This window comes from Francisella halioticida (genome assembly GCF_002211785.1).
Lineage (GTDB): Bacteria > Pseudomonadota > Gammaproteobacteria > Francisellales > Francisellaceae > Francisella > Francisella halioticida.
Window position 1 is genome coordinate 644,763 of the sequence record NZ_CP022132.1, and the last position, 17,583, is coordinate 662,345.

The following is a 17,583-nucleotide window of genomic DNA, read 5'->3' on the forward strand; positions in this document are numbered from 1 at the left end:
ATAGTCTATTAATTGATATTTTAAGTTTAAATAGCATGTCGGTAGCATTATATACAATAATTTTTTTAGCAATATGTTTTTTTGCGTGGCGGAATTTTATGAAAAATAAAGAGTATGCAGTAGGTGTGGCTGAACGTTCGTCACAAAAACATAATTTAGATTTGCTCGATGATACTGTGTGTTTGCGTAAAATTACTATGAAATTTGAGAATAAAAAAATAGTTTTTTATAGAGTGTATTCATTTGACTATAATACAGTAATCTCTAATGAGAGATATAGAGGATATATAGTTATAAAAAATGGTAGACTTGATGATCTTGTTATATCTGATTTTGAAAAAGCAGATATTGTTAAAGAAAATATTCTATCAGAACAAGAAGATTCATCACAAAAATCAGCAAACAATATTATAGATTTTGATAATTAGGGACATATATGATTCATTTACACCAGTTACCTCCTTTAAAAGATAGAGGCTATAGTTGTAGCCCTTTCTGTTTAAAATTAGAGCTTTATTTTAAGGCTATGGATATTAGTTACAAGAATCATTTTAACTTAGAGTTTAATAAGTCTCCAACAGGCAAAATGCCTTATATAGAAACTATGGGTAAGAAGTTTGCTGATAGTAATCTTATAATTAAAATGCTTGAGCAACAAAGCCAAACCAGCATAGATAGTCATTTGGACTCACAGCAAAAAGCTATTTCAACAGCTTTTATTAGGCTTTGTGAAGATAGTCTATATTGGGTTGGGATATATGGGCGCTGGGCTGATAAAAATAACGTTATTTGGAAAAAAGATTTTATAGAATCAACAAGTTTACCTAAAGCAATGGCTAATATTGTATATCCTGTAGCAAAAAGAAATATTTTACGTCAATTAAAAGCTGCTGGTGTGGTTAATCTAACTAATGATGAAATCTACTCTAGAGCAGAAGAGAACCTAAGAGCAATAGCTGACTTTATAAATGATAGAAAATATTCTTTTAACGATCAAATATCTTTACTAGATCTAGTTATTTTTAGTTTTGTTATTATGATGTATGATGGTAGCTGTGGAAAACGTTTACAAAACCTTCTTGTGAATACGGGACTGACTAATTTTATACATAATATACAGCAGATATTTATACTTTAGGTGATCTTTCATGGATATAAACTTTCTTGAGTTAGATATAGCTATATTAAGAAGCAATATTTCTACAATAAAAGCATATTCACAATCAAAGTTATGCCTACCTGTTAAAGCTAATGCCTATGGTCATGATTTACAGCTTGTGGTGAAAAATACTAAAGATATTGTTGATTTTTATGCTACTGCATGTGCAAGTGAGGCACTTGATGTTTATAAGAGCTCTTCAAATAAACCTATATTGATTTTTGGGGTTATTGAAACTCTTTACATTAAGAGGTTAATAGATCGAGAAATTAGAATTAGTGTACATCGTTTTAAAGATATTGATAAAATAGAACATTATTCAAGGCAGAGTTCTAAAAAAGCCAAAATTCATATTTTTGTTAATACTGGTATGAATATGTTAGGTATTAATTGTGAGCATGTTGCGGATATAGTAGAAAAAGCCCAAAGATCTAAATACATAGATCTTGAGGGGGTGTATAGCCATTTAGCATGTGCAGATGAAAAAAATAATTCATTTAACCAATTCCAGATAGAAAAGTTCAGAAAAATACAAGAGTTTGTAAAGTCTTTAAATAGCCAAACAATATGTCATCTAGCAAATTCTTATGGTTGTATAGGGCAAAAGGATATCATCTTTGATATGGTTAGACCAGGAATATTGAGTTATGGATTTTTGCCAGATTTTAATGTCGATGAGCAGTTAAAGGTCATACGACCAGTAGCTAGGTTAGTTACAAAAATAGTAAAACTAATAAAGTTAGATGAGATGCCTGAGGTTGGATATTCTATATGTTATATTGGTAAAAAAAGTGAGTATATAGCTATACTGCCAGTTGGTTATGGAGATGGTTTTCCTCGAGAATTAGGAAATAAAGGGGTTGTCTATGCCCAAGGTAAAAGTTATCCAATAGTAGGTAGAATAAATATGGATGCTTTAGCAGTATCTTTAGGCAATAATGAGCTAGGCTTAAAAGCTGATGATAAGGTAGAACTTATATCAAATAGACCTGAGAGAAAAAATAGTGCCAAAGCGTTGGCTAAAAAATTACAAACAATAGAATATGACATTATCACAACCTTAAATCAAAGAATTATTAGAAAGGAAACATAGATCCAAATTATTATAAAACTTTACTTTTGGCTTTTCAGGACATAAACTGAAAGTATAGCGCAAAAAAATATCTTTTTTTATGACAAATGATAGGTTAACTATGGGTAGCCTTATAGCGATAGGTATAGGGACTATTATGGGTTCTGGCTGGATGTTTTCGGCTCAGTACACTTCTGAATATGCTGGCCCAGCTTCCATATTATCTTGGATTATTGGTGCAGTTTTTATGGTTTTTATCGCATTAACTTTTGCAGAAAGCTGTACTATTGTTCCGGTACAGGGATCTTCATCTAGAATTCCGCATATAACTCATGGTACTTTATTAAGCTATATTTTTGCATGGATCACATGGATTTCTTATTTAGTTTTAGCACCTATAGAAGTGCAAGCTGTAATACAATATCTAGCAGTTTTTTATCCAAGTTTGATAAATATTAAAACCGGAGCCTTATCAGGCCATGGAACACCTCTAGCTGTAGTACTGTTACTGGTGTTTTGTGCTTTTAATTTTTATTCATTAAGATGGTTGGTAAAGATTAATAATATAATTACTTTATTTAAAGTTGTTGTTCCCATGATTATTGGCGGAGCTTTAATAGCATTATGCTATACGCTACCTCAATTAAGCTCAAAAACAGTTGAGACTAACTTTTTATTTATGCCGTATGGTATAAATGGCGTATTTTCAGCAATATCTTTAGGTGGTATTGGTTATGCTTTCGTTGGTTTTAAAGCTATTGTTGAGATGGCTGGTAATACAAAAAATCCATCAAAAGCGATTCCAATGGCAACTATAGGAACAATATTGGTTTGCTTATTTATTTTCATATTTTTGCAAATTGCATATGTAATGATAGTATCTAAGTATGTGCATAATAATCAGTGGGGTATGCAAGATATATTTTCTAATGGTAATGCTAATTTTGGAGCATTTGCTTTAATTGCTCAAAATTTGGGTCAGACATGGGTTTTGTACTTCTTATATTTTGGTGCAATACTTTTTCCATTAGTAGCAGGGCTTTTATATTTCTGTGTAGCTTTAAATTCTTTAAATGCAATGGTATCAAATGGTTATATGCCTAAGGTTTTGAATAAGCTAAATCCAGTTACTAGCAAACCTCTTTATGCAATTATTCTTAATTTCTTAATAGCGATGGTGATGTTTGCTCCTTTTCCTGGATGGCAGACAATGACAACATTTTTAACATCTTTGATATCTTTAACATATTTGACAGGTGCAACATCGACTTTAGCTATGCGACACAGACTCCCAGATATTGAGAGACCTTTTAAACTAAAAATGGTGTTTTTAATATCATTATTAGGAGTTTTCTCATCAACATTGATTTTTTTATGGAGTGGTTGGGATATTGTATCTAAGTCAGGTATCGCTATATGTATAGCAATTTTTATGCTTGGAGCATATAGAAGTTTTGGTGCTGATAAATCAGAAAGAATTTCTTGGCATTTTAAACAGTCTATTTGGTTTTGGTTTTATATTATTGCTGTATCAGTTGTATCATACTTGAGTGATTTTGGTGGAATAGGATTTTTGCATTTTTATTCAGCCTCTGCTGCTTTATTAGTTATTAGTTTTGTTACTTGTATAGTTGCTAAATATTATTGTTTGACAGCAGGTGAAATACAACAAGGTATAGAATCAGCATTATATCAACAGAATAGTCATTAATCTGTATTTTTATCTAGTTAGTTGCGTATGTTACTGTTTTATTAAGTTTGAAAAAACTGTATTATTATTTATAAAAAATTATCTAAACTATTTCTATGATTAAAGTTTCTTTTCAAGGCGAACATGGTGCATATTCTGAGCAAGCTATAACCAATTTTTTAGATCAACAAGGTATAAAAAACTTTCAAACTATACCATGTCTTTCTTTTTCAGATGCTATTGAGCATACGATTGCAGGCAAATCAAATTTTGTGATGATTCCAGTAGAAAATTCTTTAGCAGGATCTGTAGTTCCTGCATATGATGAGTTGATTAAAAGTAATCTAAAAGTAAAAGCAGAAGTCATTTTGAAGATTAAACACTGCTTAATGGGCTTGCCAGATGCTGGAATATCCGATATTAAAAGTGTAATATCTCATCCGATGGCTTTAGCCCAATGTTCAAAGAGTTTAAAACATTTAAAGCTAATACCAGAGGCTTTTGTTGATACAGCAGGTGCAGCAAAACACATTTTTGAAACTAAGCAAAAGAATAATCTTGCTATAGCTGGAGAGTTGGCAGCTAAAACGTATGGATTAAAAATTTTCCAGGATCAACTTGAAGATGAACATTTTAATTATACTCGTTTTTTCTTAATGGGATACGATTCAATCAATGTGAATTCCGATAGTAATAAATATAAAACAACACTTATCTTTTCTGTGGAAGAAAAACCTAATGCTTTAGTTAATACCTTAAATATTTTTGGTAAATATGATATTAATTTAACTAAGATAGAATCAAGGCCATCTAGGGATAGAGCTTGGAACTATTTGTTTTTTGTTGACTTTGAAGGTTCTGAGGATGATGCTAACATTCAAAAAACTCTCCTAGAAGTGCTTAAAAAGAGCACTTTTCTTAAAGTTTTAGGATCTTATCAGACATACAGCTTTGATTAAGAATGACATATAAGGTTGATATAGTTTATAAAAATATTAAAAACTTAAAGATCTCTTTAAGTAAAGATGGTTTAGTTACAGTAATATCACCAAAAGGGGTGACTAAAAAAGAAATATTTACATTACTTGAATCAAAAAGATCATGGATAGAAAAACATAGTAAAAGGTTATCAGTTAATAGAAAGTATGAGTATAATGAGTATCTCTTAAGAAATGGTGATAAAGTTTATTTCTTAGGTCGAGAGTATTTTATAAAACTTACACCCTCAAAGCAGAATTTGATTTGTGAGCATGAAAAATACCTTGAGTTATTACTAAATTCAAGCGTTATCGATAATAGAGAATTTAAGTTACAGTTATTAGAAGAGTTTTATAAAGATAGAGCTGATATTATATTAAATAATCTTGTTGCAAAATTTTTAAAAATAACTGGCCAAGAAATACAAAGGGTTACTATAAAAAAAACTAAAACTCGTTGGGGTTCTTGTAATTATGTCAAAAAAACTATTAATTTAAATTTTAATTTGATTTTAAGAGATATAGAGGCAATAGAATATGTTGTTCTTCACGAAATTGCTCATTTAACACATCCAAACCATTCAAAAGATTTTTATAATTATATTGCAAGCTATATGCCTGATTGGAAAATTAGAGAAAAAAGATTAAAATGAGATATAATTAATCGTCTTTAAATTTTAAAGAACCATATTTTTTGGGAGATTTTATGGAAAGTACTTTTGAACTTTTTTCTATAGGGGTTGGCCCGTCTTCGTCACATACAATAGGTCCAATGCGTGCTGGGTGTGACTTTATTAATCTATATAAAAATAATTTAACTAATACAACACGTATTAAGATAGATTTATTTGGCTCATTGGCTTTGACAGGTAAAGGACATAAAACTGATTATGCAGTTGTTTTGGGTATAATGGGTTTTTTGCCTGAATCTGTGGATATACAGTTAGCAAAAAAATTATATGATAATTGTTTGGCTCATAAAAAATTAGATCTTAATCAAGAATTTAAAATTGATTTTGATTATGATAAGGATTTAGTATTTCATTACGATGAGTTTTTGCCAGAGCATGCTAATGGGATGCGTTTTTCTTTGTTTGAAAACAATGAGTTACTTTGTGAGAAAGAGTATTTTTCAATAGGAGGGGGCTTTATTGTCGATAAAAAACAAATAAAGAAGGATGAGGTTCCTACAGAAGTGTTGTGCAATAAACCGTATAAATTTGCAAGTATGGCTGAATTAAAGGAACTTTGTCAGAAAGATAATAAAACAATTGATGAAATAATGTTTGAAAATGAAAAAACAGCCTATGGGGAGCAGGATTCTTTTGAAAAATTAGCTGAGATTTGGCGTGTGATGGATACATCAATCGAAAAAGGCTTAACTTGTGCTGAGACTACTTTACCAGGAGGGCTTAGAGTAAGAAAAAGAGCTCCTAGTATGATTAAAAAGTTAAAAGAGCATAATGTTGTGAATACTGATTTTAATTATTTAAATGCTTTTTCTATAGCTGTTAACGAACAAAATGCATGCGGTGAAAGAGTTGTTACAGCACCAACAAATGGCGCTGCGGGCATAATTCCAGCAGTTCTTAAATATTATTTACAAACTCATGAAATCATTAATCAAAGTGAATTCAAAAAAGTGGTAAATAAATATCTTTTAGTATGTGCTGCTATAGGAGTTTTATATAAATCTGGTGCTTCGATCTCAGCTGCAGAAGTTGGTTGTCAAGGAGAGGTTGGTGTTGCTTGCTCTATGGCAGCTGCTGGATATTGTGCTTTACTTGGTGGAGATCTTGATTCTATTGAGTCAGCAGCTGAAATTGGGATGGAGCATAACTTAGGTTTAACTTGTGATCCTATAGGTGGTTTAGTACAAATCCCATGTATTGAGCGTAATGCTATGGGAGCTGTTCAAGCTATAAATGCAGCTAAACTTGCACATTTAGATACAGGTGAAAAGCGCTTTGTTGGCTTGGATTATGTTATTAAGGTAATGTATGAAACAGGCTTAGATATGTGCAGTAAATATAAAGAAACATCTTTAGGTGGTTTAGCTACTAATGTTCCTGTGTGCTAGTAAATAGTTTTTAGTAATTTGTGAATTAGGTAAAATTATTATAGTACTGGCAAAATTATACTGTTTTAGTATAATTTAGGTGATTTATTATTAAACAGGCAATCTAAAGAATGTATGATGTAAAAAAAATTAGAAATGATTTTCCATTTCTGAGTCAAACTATAAATGATAAACCTATTGTTTTCTTTGATACTGGAGCATCAGCACAAAAGCCTCAAGTAGTGATAGATGCTGTTGCAGATGCTTACAAATTTAATTATGCAAATGTCCATAGAGGTGTGTATTCGCTTAGTCAAGAGGCTAGTGACAAGTATGAAAATGTACGTTTAAAAGTACAAGAATTTATTAATGCTAAATTATCAGACGAGATCGTAATAACTAAAGGGACAACTGAAGCAATTAATCTTTTAACTAATTGTATTGGTAAATCTATAATTTCTTCAGGATATGAAATTATTGTTACAGAAATGGAACATCATGCTAATTTTGTACCTTGGCAAATGCTATGTGAAGATAAAAACTTAGATTTTAAAATAGCTAAAGTTAAAGACAATGGTGAACTAGATGTGAAAAACTTATTATCTTTAGTGACTAATAAAACTAAGGTTTTAGCAATAACTTTGTGTTCTAATGTTTTAGGAACAATTAATCCTATTAAAGAGATTATTAAAGAGGTTAAAAAAATAAACTCTGATGTATTAGTTGTTGTTGATGGTGCCCAAGCTGTTATACATTCAAAAGTTGATGTGCAATATTTGGATTGTGACTTTTTTGTTTTTTCTAGTCATAAATTATATGGGCCAACTGGAGTAGGGATCCTATATGGTAAGTATGATTTATTAAAAAAGTTACCCCCTTATAATTATGGTGGTGATATGGTTGATGATGTTACAATTGATAAAACAACGTTTGCTTTACCTCCATATAAATTTGAAGCTGGAACTCCTGATATCGTTGGTACTATAGGTTTTGGCCAAGCTATAGATTATATTAATTCAGTTGGAATGGATAATATTGCCAGTTATGAGCGAGATATCTTAACGTATGCAACTAATGAATTAAAGAAAATCAATGGTTTAAGAATAATTGGTGAAGCTCGAAATAAAGCAGGAGTTATTACATTTATAATAGATGGGTGTAATGCTGGAGATATAGGCGAGCTTTTGGCAATTAAAGGTATGTGTGTCCGAACAGGAAAACATTGCGCTCATCCATTGCTTTACAGAATGGGAGTTACATCAACAGTTCGTATGTCTTTTGGGATGTATAATACTTTTGAAGAAGTTGACTTATTTATTAAGGCATTGAAAAAAGTAATATCTCAATTAAAATAAACAATAAAAGATTTTAGAGGATTAAGTTTATGGTTGAAGTTTTTGATCCTAACAATAATATTTTAGAAGTTACTCAAGCAGCAGCTAAACATTTTGAAAAACATTTAGCGAAAGATTCTACAAGTATAGGAATATATGTAGGTACAAAAGTTATGGGTTGCTCAGGTTTAGCTTATGATATTGATTTTGTAGCTAAACAGCCAGATTCTACAATAGAAGTAAATCAGCATGGTTTGAAATTTTTCGTATCTAGTAAATCGATGGATTTTTTAAATGGTCTAAAAGTTGATTATGTTAAGCATGATTTTGGTTTATATAAGTTAGAGTATACCAATCCAAATGAGTCAGCGCGCTGTGGGTGTGGTGAAAGTTTTACAGTTTAGGGAATATTTTTGATGAAAACAACAGATGTAACTATAGTTAGACGGCAGGTTAAAGCAATAGCAGTACCTTTTGGTAATGAAATTGAACTTATGCCTGGCCAAGAAGCTTTAGTAACGCAAGATAAGGGTGGTAGCTTTACATTAAATGTAAATGGTAATCTTCTTCATTTAGATGGTAAAGATGCTGATGCTATAGGTAAACAAGTGGTTAAATATCCTGTTGAAGGATATAATATTAAACCAGGAGATCCTATAAACATGGATGCTATTTGGGATCAAATGAAAACTGTTTATGATCCTGAAATACCTGTAAATATAGTCGATCTTGGTTTGATTTATAATGTTGTTACCAGAAAGCTGGAAAATGGTAACTTTCATGTTATTGTGGATATGACCCTTACAGCACCAGGTTGTGGTATGGGCCCAGTTCTTATGACAGATGTTGAAAGGCGTGTAGCAATGTTACCAAATGTTGATAAGGTTGATGTTGTTATGGTTTTCGATCCACCTTGGAATTCTGAACTTATGACAGAAGAAGCAAAACTAGAATTAGGATTATTCTAAACTATTATTATGAGTAACATAGTAATTTATCCTGGAACTTTTGATCCCATAACAAATGGACATATTGATTTGGTAGATCGAGCTTTAAATATATTTGATGAAATAGTAGTTGCAGTATCAACAGCATATGCTAAAAATACTCTTTTTAATTTAGAGCATAGAGAGCGGATGATTAAAGAGGCTTTTAAAAGAAACCAAAAAGTTAAAGTTGTTAGTTTTGAAGGTCTGCTTGTGGATACCGCAGTTAAATATGGCGCTTGTGCGATTGTACGAGGCTTGCGTGCGGTATCTGATTTTGATTATGAGTTTCAAATGTCTGCCATGAACAATAAGTTAAATAGTGATATTCAAACTATATTTTTAACCCCAAGTGAAAAGTTTTCATGTATATCTTCAACTTTAGTTAGAGCTGTTGCTGTGCATAATTATAAGCGTGTTGATGAATTTGTTCCAGAATGTGTGTTTCGGGAAATAGAATTTAAATATAGTAATAAAGGTTAAGAATATGGCTTTATTAATTACTGATGACTGTATAAACTGTGATATTTGTGAACCAGAATGTCCAAATGAGGCTATATTTCAAGGTGAAGAATATTATGAAATTGATCCTAATAAATGTACAGAGTGTGTGGGACATTTCTCAGAGTCTCAATGTACTAAAGTTTGTCCAATTAGATGTATAATTACTGATTCAAATAGAGTAGAGACTCAATAACAGCTTTTAGAGAAGTACCATAAATTAGTTTCTTAATTTGCTCTTAAAAAAACTTGAAAAAAGTTTCTAATAATGTAAAATTCACAGGTCAAGTATTTCAATATAAATATGAAAACAAGTTTTAAAGGAGTTTTTTGATGAAACTAAGAAATATCGTTATGGCTACATCTGTGCTATTAGGCACAGCTACAATGTCTTTTGCAGCTAGCTCTGATAATACAGATACATCAGCTAAAACTGATACAGCAGCAACTACTACTAGTACTACTACTAGTGGATTTGAGTCAAATACTTTCATCAAACCTTTTGCAAACACATATAGCTCTATAACAAATGAAAATAATACTTGGGGACCTCAAGATAGAACTGGTCAATGGTATTTAGGTGTCGGAGCTAGTGGTCTTGCTGGAACTGCTAACTCACCTTCAGGTGCAGCGGCTAACTTCACTCTTGGTTATAACTTAAATAAATATTTCGCAGTTCAATATTTCCAATTAGTAGGTAAAGATTTTGCCGGTTTAGGTGAAGGTGTTGTTAACTTTAGTAATAGTACTATGTTTACTCCGTATATGGTTGGTGGTGCTGGTTGGGCTAACCTGGCTGGTAAAGCTACAGGAGCTTGGGATGTCGGTGGAGGTCTTAAGTTTGAACTATCAAGAGATGTACAAGCTAGCGTGGATTATAGATATATACAAACTATGGCTCCAACTAGTATTTCAGGGGCTAATGGTCAAGCAGGAACTAATGTGATTGGTGCTGGTCTAACATGGTTCTTTGGTGGAAAAGCTAACCCTAATAATGACACTGCTAACATACACGATAGTGGTGCTAAAACAGCAGCTCAAACTACAGCAATACCAACAGTAGATGAGTCTAAATATCTACTTCCACAAGGTATTAAACAATGTACAGGCAACTTCAATTTAACCAAAGATGGTGTTGCATGTTATACTGTAGATGGTAGTGATGTAACGGTTTATTTAGATACTAAGTTTGCATATGATAGTGCAAATTTAAATCAAAGAGGTAAGGATGCTATATCGTCTTTTGTTAAGTTTGTAAAAGGTAGCAATATTGCTTCTGTAACTATTAAAGGATATGCTTCTCAGGGTCAAACAGGACAAGAGTTTGAATTATATAATCAAAAACTTTCTGAAAAGAGAGCAGAAGCAGTTTCTAATTATATAAAAGAGGTAGGTCTAGATAGTAGTAAAGTAATAACAAAAGGTTTTGGTTACACTAGTACTTTAAAAGGTATTAAAAAGTCGGATGCTCGTAATCAACGTGTTCAAGCTAGTGTTTCAGCACCTTTAAAAGAAGATAAGTAGTCCTCTAAGTTTTTTCTATAAAAAATTCCTAAATTTATATCTTAATTGATTTTATATTATCTCTGATAATATTCATTTATTATATAATGTTAAAGTCTATAAAAAAATATAAGCTTGTTATATAATTTGTCCACTTATAAATAATTTCTTTGAAACTAAATGACACAATACTATTCTAATAAAGAGTTGTTTAACTCTTGTGACTTAATTGGACAACTTGTAACAGTGAAGGGTTGGGTTCGAAGTCGTAGAGATTCTAAAGCAGGATTTTCTTTTGTAGCTGTTCATGATGGGTCCTGTTTTGATCCTATTCAAGCGATTGTTCCAAATTCAGTTGAAAATTATTCAGAAGAAGTTTTAAAATTAACAAAAGATTGCTCAGTTGCGATTACTGGTGAACTGATTGCTTCACAAGGTAAAGGACAAAGTGTTGAGATTCAAGCTCAAAAAGTGGAGGTTTATGGTTGGGTAGAAAATCCTGAAACATATCCTGTTTCACCAAAACGTCATACTATGGAGCATTTACGTGAAGTTGCACATCTTCGTACTAGGACAAATATTATAGGTGTAGTAGCAAGAGTTAGAAATCAGCTAGCAAATGCCGTGCATAGCTTCTTATGTGAAAAAGGTTTTCTTTGGGTGAATACTCCAATCCTAACTTCCAATGATTGTGAAGGTGCTGGTGATCTTTTTAGGGTATCAACTCTTGATAGTCTAAATCCTCCTATTAATGATCAAGGTAAAGTTGATTTTAAAGAAGATTTTTTTGGCCGAGAAACATTTTTGACAGTATCTGGACAGTTAAATGTTGAAAGTTATTGTTGCTCTTTATCAAAAGTTTATACTTTTGGCCCTACATTTCGTGCAGAGAACTCAAATACTAGTAGACATTTAGCGGAATTTTGGATGATTGAGCCTGAAATAGCTTTTGCTGATCTTAATGATGATGCTAATCTGGCTGAAGATATGCTTAAATCAGTTATTCAAAAAGTAATGAGCAATTGTGAAGATGATTTAAAATTCCTGAATCAATTTGTACAGAAAGGATTGTTAGATAAGTTAAATAATGTTGTTGATAAAGGATTTGTTAGAGTTGAATATACATATGCGATAGATATTTTAAAGCAATCAGGTCAAAATTTTGAATATCCAGTAGAGTGGGGAGTTGATTTACAATCTGAACATGAAAGGTTCTTATGCGAAAAGCATTTTAATGCCCCAGTTGTAATTATGAATTATCCAAAAGATATTAAAGCATTTTATATGCGTTTAAATGATGATGGCAAAACTGTTGCAGCTATGGATGTTTTAGTTCCAGGCATTGGAGAGATTATTGGTGGAAGCCAACGTGAAGAACGTTTAGATATTTTAGATAAGCGTATAGAGGAAATGAATATTGATAGTAGTGCACTAGGCTGGTATCGTGATTTACGTCGTTACGGAACTGTTCCTCATAGTGGTTTTGGACTAGGGGTTGAGAGATTATTAGGTTATGTTACTGGTGTACCGAATATTCGTGAGCTTATTCCTTTTCCACGTACACCTGGTAATGCAAAATTTTAGGAAAGTTTTTTAATTACTTTAAAGATTCTAAATGAAACTTTCAGATCTTAGAATTAACAAACTTCAAGTAACTAGCAAAAGTTATAGAGTAGCAGGTAGCAATAAAGTAAAGCTGGTAATAAATCATTTCTATTCATAGTCATACAAAACAAAATGGTAAAGAAAAATATTTTAAATAGTATACTTCCAAGAATTAAGAAAGATTATAAGCATAATAAGTTTAGTCATTTTGATGATTATAATACCCCATGAAATTGTAACAACAATTTTGAGAATTTAGTTCCTAAAGTAGCTAAACTATAAATGAGCAATTTAGGATAAATGTAAATGAGTAATAAGAGAAAAATATATACCGTTGAATTTAAGACTAAAGTTGTCTTGGAAGTATTGGGGAAAGATCAAACAATCACACAGTTATCAGTAAAATATAATATTACGCCCAAAAACATAAATAATTGAAAAACAGCCTTTTTAGAAAATGCTGAGTTGGTAATGGATCCATCCAAATCAGTATCACAATATAAAAAAGACAATGCAAAGCTTCAAACCAAGATAGATCAGTATTCTAAGAAGGTTGGACAACTAACAATTGAGAAGGAATTTCTTGAGGGAAAGCTCGTAAGCTTGGGATTATCTGATAGAAAAGCGATGATTGATCCTAAGCATAAATTATCTGTTGTAAAACAAAGTTTCTTATTAGAAGTTTCTAGAGCTGGTTTATATTACAAGCCTGTGGTTAACGAACATAAAGAAGAAGTAAAAGCAAAGCTTATACAGATACATGAGGAGATTCCCTGCTACGGCTATATAAAAGCTCATAAGCAATTAATAGAAGATGGGTTTAGCATCTGTGAGAACACAGTACAAAAGTATCGTAAAGAGTTAGGCATCAAAGCTATATTGGCGGTGAAAAAACCAAACTTAAACTTATCTGAACCTAACAAAGAGCATGCTATTTATAGTTACAAACTAAAAGGTTTAAGCATATTGAGACCTAATCAAGTTTGGTCTACAGATATTACATATATTAAGACTGATGCTGGCACAGTTTATATGGCAGCTATTATTGATTGGTACTCTAAGGCTGTACTAAGTTGGGAGATATCCAACACTATGGATAGTAGTTTAGTTATGAAAGTTTTAAATGAAGCTCTGTATAAATATGGAGTACCAGAAATATTTAACACTGATCAAGGTAGCCAGTACACATCTAACATTCATATCCAAACATTATTGGATAAAAAAATTACTATATCTATGGATGGTAAAGGTAGAGCAACTGATAACATTTGCATCGAAAGATTTTGGAGAAGTGCTAAATGTGAGAGATTTTATTTAAATCAATATCCTGGCATTGTTGAACTAAGAAACGATGTGGATGATTATATAGATTTTTATAATAATAGAAGATTTCATGAGTCTATCAATTATAAAAAACCTATGGAATTTTATTACGATAACTTATTGGAAAAACGGGCGGCTTAGATGGGAACTAAATAATTGAAAATATTGTTTAATTTATTGGGGTAGTATAGATAATAGTTTAAGCTGATTATTTAAAGATAATTCTAGCTTAGTATCTACAGAATTTACTCTATCATTTGATGATACCAAGCTTTTTAGCTTTCCCATTTAAAAATCCCTCTCTACTATTACCTCGCCTAGTTCTTTACTTGTTGTATCTTTATCTTTTCTAAGCTCATCTATTTCCTGCTTATACTCCTTAACAACAGAGTTTTTATCAAATGCTAAGCAAGCATTAGATAAAAATTACTGCTTCCAATTATGCACGTTTTTAGGAAGTAAATCATACTTACTTGCTATCTCATTAACTGTCATATCTCCTTCTAGCAATTCTATAATTACTTTAGCTTTAAAATCAGCTGTATACGTTACTCTTTTTTTACTCATTTATCTATTTCCTAATTTATCTAGTTAAGTTTAACATCTAGGAATAAAAATCTTTCTAAAATCAGTAGCTTTTTTTGGGGACATTATAGATTTGGATGGATCCATTGCCAACTCAGCATTTTCTAAAAAGGCTGTTTTCCAATTATTTATGTTTTTGGGCGTAATATTATATTTTACTGATAACTGTGTGATTGTTTGATCTTTCCCCAATACTTCCAAGACAACTTTAGTCTTAAATTCAACGGTATATATTTTTCTCTTATTACTCATTTACATTTATCCTAAATTGCTCATTTATAGTTTAGCTACTTTAGGAACTAAATTCTCAAAATTGTTGTTAAAATTTCATGGGGTATTATAATCTAAACTGGACATGATTTTAAGTCTAGAGACAACTTTTGGTCCAAGGTTTTTTGTAGTATTAAATGTTTCGATTAAGAGACCATCTATCCTATAACGAATTCTAAAGTTTTTTTCATATGGTTCAAAGTGTATATCTGAAGCTCCTTTTTGAATAGCATCAACTATTGTATTATTGATAAACCTAATGATTGGAGCTTCTTCATCTTCGCCACTACCAAGTATAGCATCTCCTTCTCTTTCACCTTCCTCAACAAAGTCTATATCAAGTTCAGTATCTTCCATTTGGCCATTAAATTTAGAGTCATCATCTTTTTGACCTTCATCTTTAAGATGCTATTCATATTCTTCAATTTTTTCTTTAAGATGATTAAGTTCACCAACAACAGCTATGAAAGGGCAGTCATATCTATTGCGAAGTTTTTTAATATCTGTTGACTTTCTATAGGGTTAGCTATAGCTACATAAATGGTATCCTTTCTAATATATAAAGGTAAGCAAAGGTTCTTTCGACAGAAATCAACATCGAAAAATTTTGAGGTATGAATTTTATATTAATGGAGGTTAAATCAATGTATTGTAAACGCAGTAAAGTAGCAGACTCAATCATGAAGTCTTTGCTGTTAACAAACTCATTTTCTATTATGTAATTTAAAAAGCCTTCCTTAGCTAGAGAGGCGTCTAAACCAACTTCTTCAAGCTGTTGCATTATTATAAGTTTGCGATGCAATAATAACGATGCTAACTTTTTATCAATATGAGGGTTATTAATCATTAATACAAAATAAAATATACCATTACCAAAATTATAGCATGATAAGTATTGTTTAAAAAAATAAATATTTTAGATAAAAATCTTTTATAAAAGTATTATTTTTGATGTATAATCGCGATTGTTATTAATTATGTAAAAATTTATGAAAGTCGATAAATTTATTTCTCATCGTGGAAATAATATAGATTTTATTGAAAATACAATAGAATCTTTTATAGATGCTAAAAATCATGGCTTTAAATGGTTTGAAACTGATGTGCAAATGAGCAGTGATGGAGAACTATTTTTGTTTCATGATAAAACACCGCAAAAATTTACACGATGTACAAAAAATGTTACAGAGATGACTATTTTAGAATTACAAAAATTAGAACTTACTCATCCAATAGCCAGCCAAAAATCTAAAATACTTACTCTTAGGGATTATCTTAACTGGGCTGATAAGCATGATGTTTTTACTAATTTAGAATTTAAAATTATAAATACCTGTTTTAAATATAAAACTAATTTAGTTTTTAATACTTTGAATCTTTTAAGAGAATACCCAAGACAAAAAGATAGGATATTAATTTCAAGCTTTTCTGATGTTGTGATGAGTTCCTTAGAACAGAATTATACATACCAAAAAGGTAAACTTTTTGAGACTTCTGATTGGGGTAAAGATTTTGAGTATTTAAGTACAGAGCTTTACAAAAATTTTGTAAAAAATGACTATATTGCCTTAATAGTAAATTATGAATGTTTAAATAAAGATAGAGTTGCTTATATCAAGGAATTATTTGGCAAGATTTTCGTCTATTCTGTGCATACTGATGATGAAGTCAGAAATCTTTTATCTTGGAATGTGGATGCTTTATTTATAGATAAAAAAGAACAGTTAGGTTTAACTTAGATAGTCTTTTAAAATTTCTTCGATTTTATTTATTATTTTATCACTATAAGGACATCTTTTTGGATAAAAATATTTTAGCTCTACAAATGATTCTGTAATTCTGTATTTAAAAGTTACAAAAGAGTATTCGCTTTTTATAATCTCTAATTTCTCAGCTAAGAAACTTTCTCCGATATTATATACATTCCATATTTTGCGGATGATTTTTTTATGAGGTTGTTTATTTATTAGATTTAAGCTTTCAAGCATTGGAATACATTCTTTAGGAGGTCCTGGAAAAACATATATATATCTATCCGTATCGAATTTGAGTTTAAATCCATTTGCTGTACCATTGTTGTTTGGTAATATTTCTGCAGATTTAGGAAAAGTTGCTTGTTTCTTAGTGCCTAAAGTAATCTTGCCGTATTTTGTCAGCATTCTTTTTTCTAGTTTTTGCCATGAACTTTGGTGTAGGGTAAGTTCTTTACCAAAGAAACTTGCTACTGTTTGGGTTGTTAGATCATCTTCTGTTGGTCCTAAACCGCCAATTGTTATAATGTTTTTATGGTTTGCTTTTAAAAATGTTAAGCTGGAAATAATGTCTTGTGAATCATCTTTACAACAAATATGAAATCCTACATTAAAGTCTTTAGTAATTAAATGGTGCGCAAATACCCCTGAATTAGTGTTAGTTATATCACCATCAGTTATTTCATCACCAATAGCAATAAAGCCAAAATTATATTTCATTTAAGCTATCCTTAAAATTTAAATTTTTATAAAAATCAAACTATTTTT

Annotated in this window: 20 protein-coding genes and 1 pseudogene; 17 read left to right on the top strand and 4 right to left on the bottom strand. The window is 30.9% G+C overall.

Translation table 11 applies throughout. The annotated features are described in order from the left end of the window. Positions 1–35: 35 nt before the first annotated feature. From CDV26_RS03550 to CDV26_RS03620, 16 genes are all read left to right on the top strand, one after another. Positions 36–428: a DUF3301 domain-containing protein gene (locus CDV26_RS03550; protein WP_088772121.1), complete on the top strand. Its 393-nt coding sequence runs from the start codon at positions 36–38 to the stop codon at positions 426–428. 8 nt (positions 429–436) lie between these two features. Continuing rightward, on the top strand, positions 437–1,138 hold the full coding sequence (locus CDV26_RS03555) for a glutathione S-transferase family protein (RefSeq protein ID WP_088772122.1): 702 nt from the start codon (positions 437–439) through the stop codon (positions 1,136–1,138). A gap of 10 nt (positions 1,139–1,148) precedes the next feature. Then, positions 1,149–2,252, top strand: a complete 1,104-nt coding sequence (gene alr / locus CDV26_RS03560; protein WP_245806498.1) for an alanine racemase — start codon at positions 1,149–1,151, stop codon at positions 2,250–2,252. A gap of 79 nt (positions 2,253–2,331) precedes the next feature. Further along, the gene (locus tag CDV26_RS03565; RefSeq protein WP_088772123.1) at positions 2,332–3,942 is read left to right on the top strand and encodes an APC family permease; all 1,611 of its coding nucleotides are present in this window, start codon (positions 2,332–2,334) and stop codon (positions 3,940–3,942) included. 95 nt (positions 3,943–4,037) lie between these two features. Beyond that, entirely contained in the window at positions 4,038–4,880 is an 843-nt protein-coding gene (pheA, locus tag CDV26_RS03570) for a prephenate dehydratase (RefSeq protein ID WP_088772124.1), read from the top strand. Between the two features lie 2 nt (positions 4,881–4,882). Beyond that, complete coding sequence (locus CDV26_RS03575) at positions 4,883–5,551, top strand: M48 family metallopeptidase (RefSeq protein ID WP_088772125.1); 669 nt, start codon at positions 4,883–4,885, stop codon at positions 5,549–5,551. Between the two features lie 53 nt (positions 5,552–5,604). Beyond that, positions 5,605–6,978, top strand: a complete 1,374-nt coding sequence (locus tag CDV26_RS03580; RefSeq protein WP_088772126.1) for an L-serine ammonia-lyase — start codon at positions 5,605–5,607, stop codon at positions 6,976–6,978. A 110-nt stretch (positions 6,979–7,088) separates the two neighbouring features. Then, on the top strand, positions 7,089–8,312 hold the full coding sequence (locus CDV26_RS03585; RefSeq protein ID WP_088772127.1) for an aminotransferase class V-fold PLP-dependent enzyme: 1,224 nt from the start codon (positions 7,089–7,091) through the stop codon (positions 8,310–8,312). Positions 8,313–8,341: 29 nt separating this feature from the next. Beyond that, positions 8,342–8,695, top strand: a complete 354-nt coding sequence (locus CDV26_RS03590) for a HesB/IscA family protein (protein WP_088772128.1) — start codon at positions 8,342–8,344, stop codon at positions 8,693–8,695. A gap of 12 nt (positions 8,696–8,707) precedes the next feature. Continuing rightward, complete coding sequence (gene sufT / locus CDV26_RS03595; RefSeq protein ID WP_088772129.1) at positions 8,708–9,259, top strand: putative Fe-S cluster assembly protein SufT; 552 nt, start codon at positions 8,708–8,710, stop codon at positions 9,257–9,259. 9 nt (positions 9,260–9,268) lie between these two features. Continuing rightward, on the top strand, positions 9,269–9,760 hold the full coding sequence (coaD, locus tag CDV26_RS03600) for a pantetheine-phosphate adenylyltransferase (protein ID WP_088772130.1): 492 nt from the start codon (positions 9,269–9,271) through the stop codon (positions 9,758–9,760). A 4-nt stretch (positions 9,761–9,764) separates the two neighbouring features. Next, on the top strand, positions 9,765–9,974 hold the full coding sequence (locus CDV26_RS03605) for a YfhL family 4Fe-4S dicluster ferredoxin (RefSeq protein WP_088772131.1): 210 nt from the start codon (positions 9,765–9,767) through the stop codon (positions 9,972–9,974). Positions 9,975–10,111: 137 nt separating this feature from the next. After that, positions 10,112–11,302, top strand: coding sequence for an OmpA family protein (locus CDV26_RS03610; protein ID WP_169709708.1), 1,191 nt, complete (start codon positions 10,112–10,114; stop codon positions 11,300–11,302). 159 nt (positions 11,303–11,461) lie between these two features. Then, positions 11,462–12,865, top strand: a complete 1,404-nt coding sequence (gene asnS / locus CDV26_RS03615) for an asparagine--tRNA ligase (protein WP_088772133.1) — start codon at positions 11,462–11,464, stop codon at positions 12,863–12,865. 327 nt (positions 12,866–13,192) lie between these two features. Further along, the gene (locus CDV26_RS13510) at positions 13,193–13,324 is read left to right on the top strand and encodes a transposase (protein WP_169709695.1); all 132 of its coding nucleotides are present in this window, start codon (positions 13,193–13,195) and stop codon (positions 13,322–13,324) included. 33 nt (positions 13,325–13,357) lie between these two features. Next, on the top strand, positions 13,358–14,350 hold the full coding sequence (locus tag CDV26_RS03620; RefSeq protein WP_088771586.1) for an IS3 family transposase: 993 nt from the start codon (positions 13,358–13,360) through the stop codon (positions 14,348–14,350). 285 nt (positions 14,351–14,635) lie between these two features. Here the strand turns inward: CDV26_RS03620 and CDV26_RS03625 are convergent, their stop codons facing one another. From CDV26_RS03625 to CDV26_RS03635, 3 genes and pseudogenes are all read right to left on the bottom strand, one after another. Further along, positions 14,636–14,776: a transposase gene (locus CDV26_RS03625; RefSeq protein ID WP_088772134.1), complete on the bottom strand. Its 141-nt coding sequence runs from the start codon at positions 14,774–14,776 to the stop codon at positions 14,636–14,638. A 30-nt stretch (positions 14,777–14,806) separates the two neighbouring features. Continuing rightward, positions 14,807–15,046, bottom strand: a complete 240-nt coding sequence (locus CDV26_RS03630) for a transposase (RefSeq protein ID WP_157671424.1) — start codon at positions 15,044–15,046, stop codon at positions 14,807–14,809. Positions 15,047–15,136: 90 nt separating this feature from the next. Continuing rightward, positions 15,137–15,911: pseudogene (locus tag CDV26_RS03635) on the bottom strand (ATPase, T2SS/T4P/T4SS family); the annotation flags it as partial. 142 nt (positions 15,912–16,053) lie between these two features. Here CDV26_RS03635 and CDV26_RS03640 point away from each other — a divergent pair. Continuing rightward, positions 16,054–16,803, top strand: coding sequence for a glycerophosphodiester phosphodiesterase family protein (locus tag CDV26_RS03640; protein ID WP_088772135.1), 750 nt, complete (start codon positions 16,054–16,056; stop codon positions 16,801–16,803). On the opposite strand, the gene CDV26_RS03645 is transcribed toward CDV26_RS03640, so the two are convergent. Beyond that, positions 16,795–17,535, bottom strand: a complete 741-nt coding sequence (locus CDV26_RS03645) for a competence/damage-inducible protein A (RefSeq protein WP_088772136.1) — start codon at positions 17,533–17,535, stop codon at positions 16,795–16,797. The genes CDV26_RS03640 and CDV26_RS03645 overlap by 9 nt on opposite strands. Positions 17,536–17,583 lie beyond the last annotated feature (48 nt).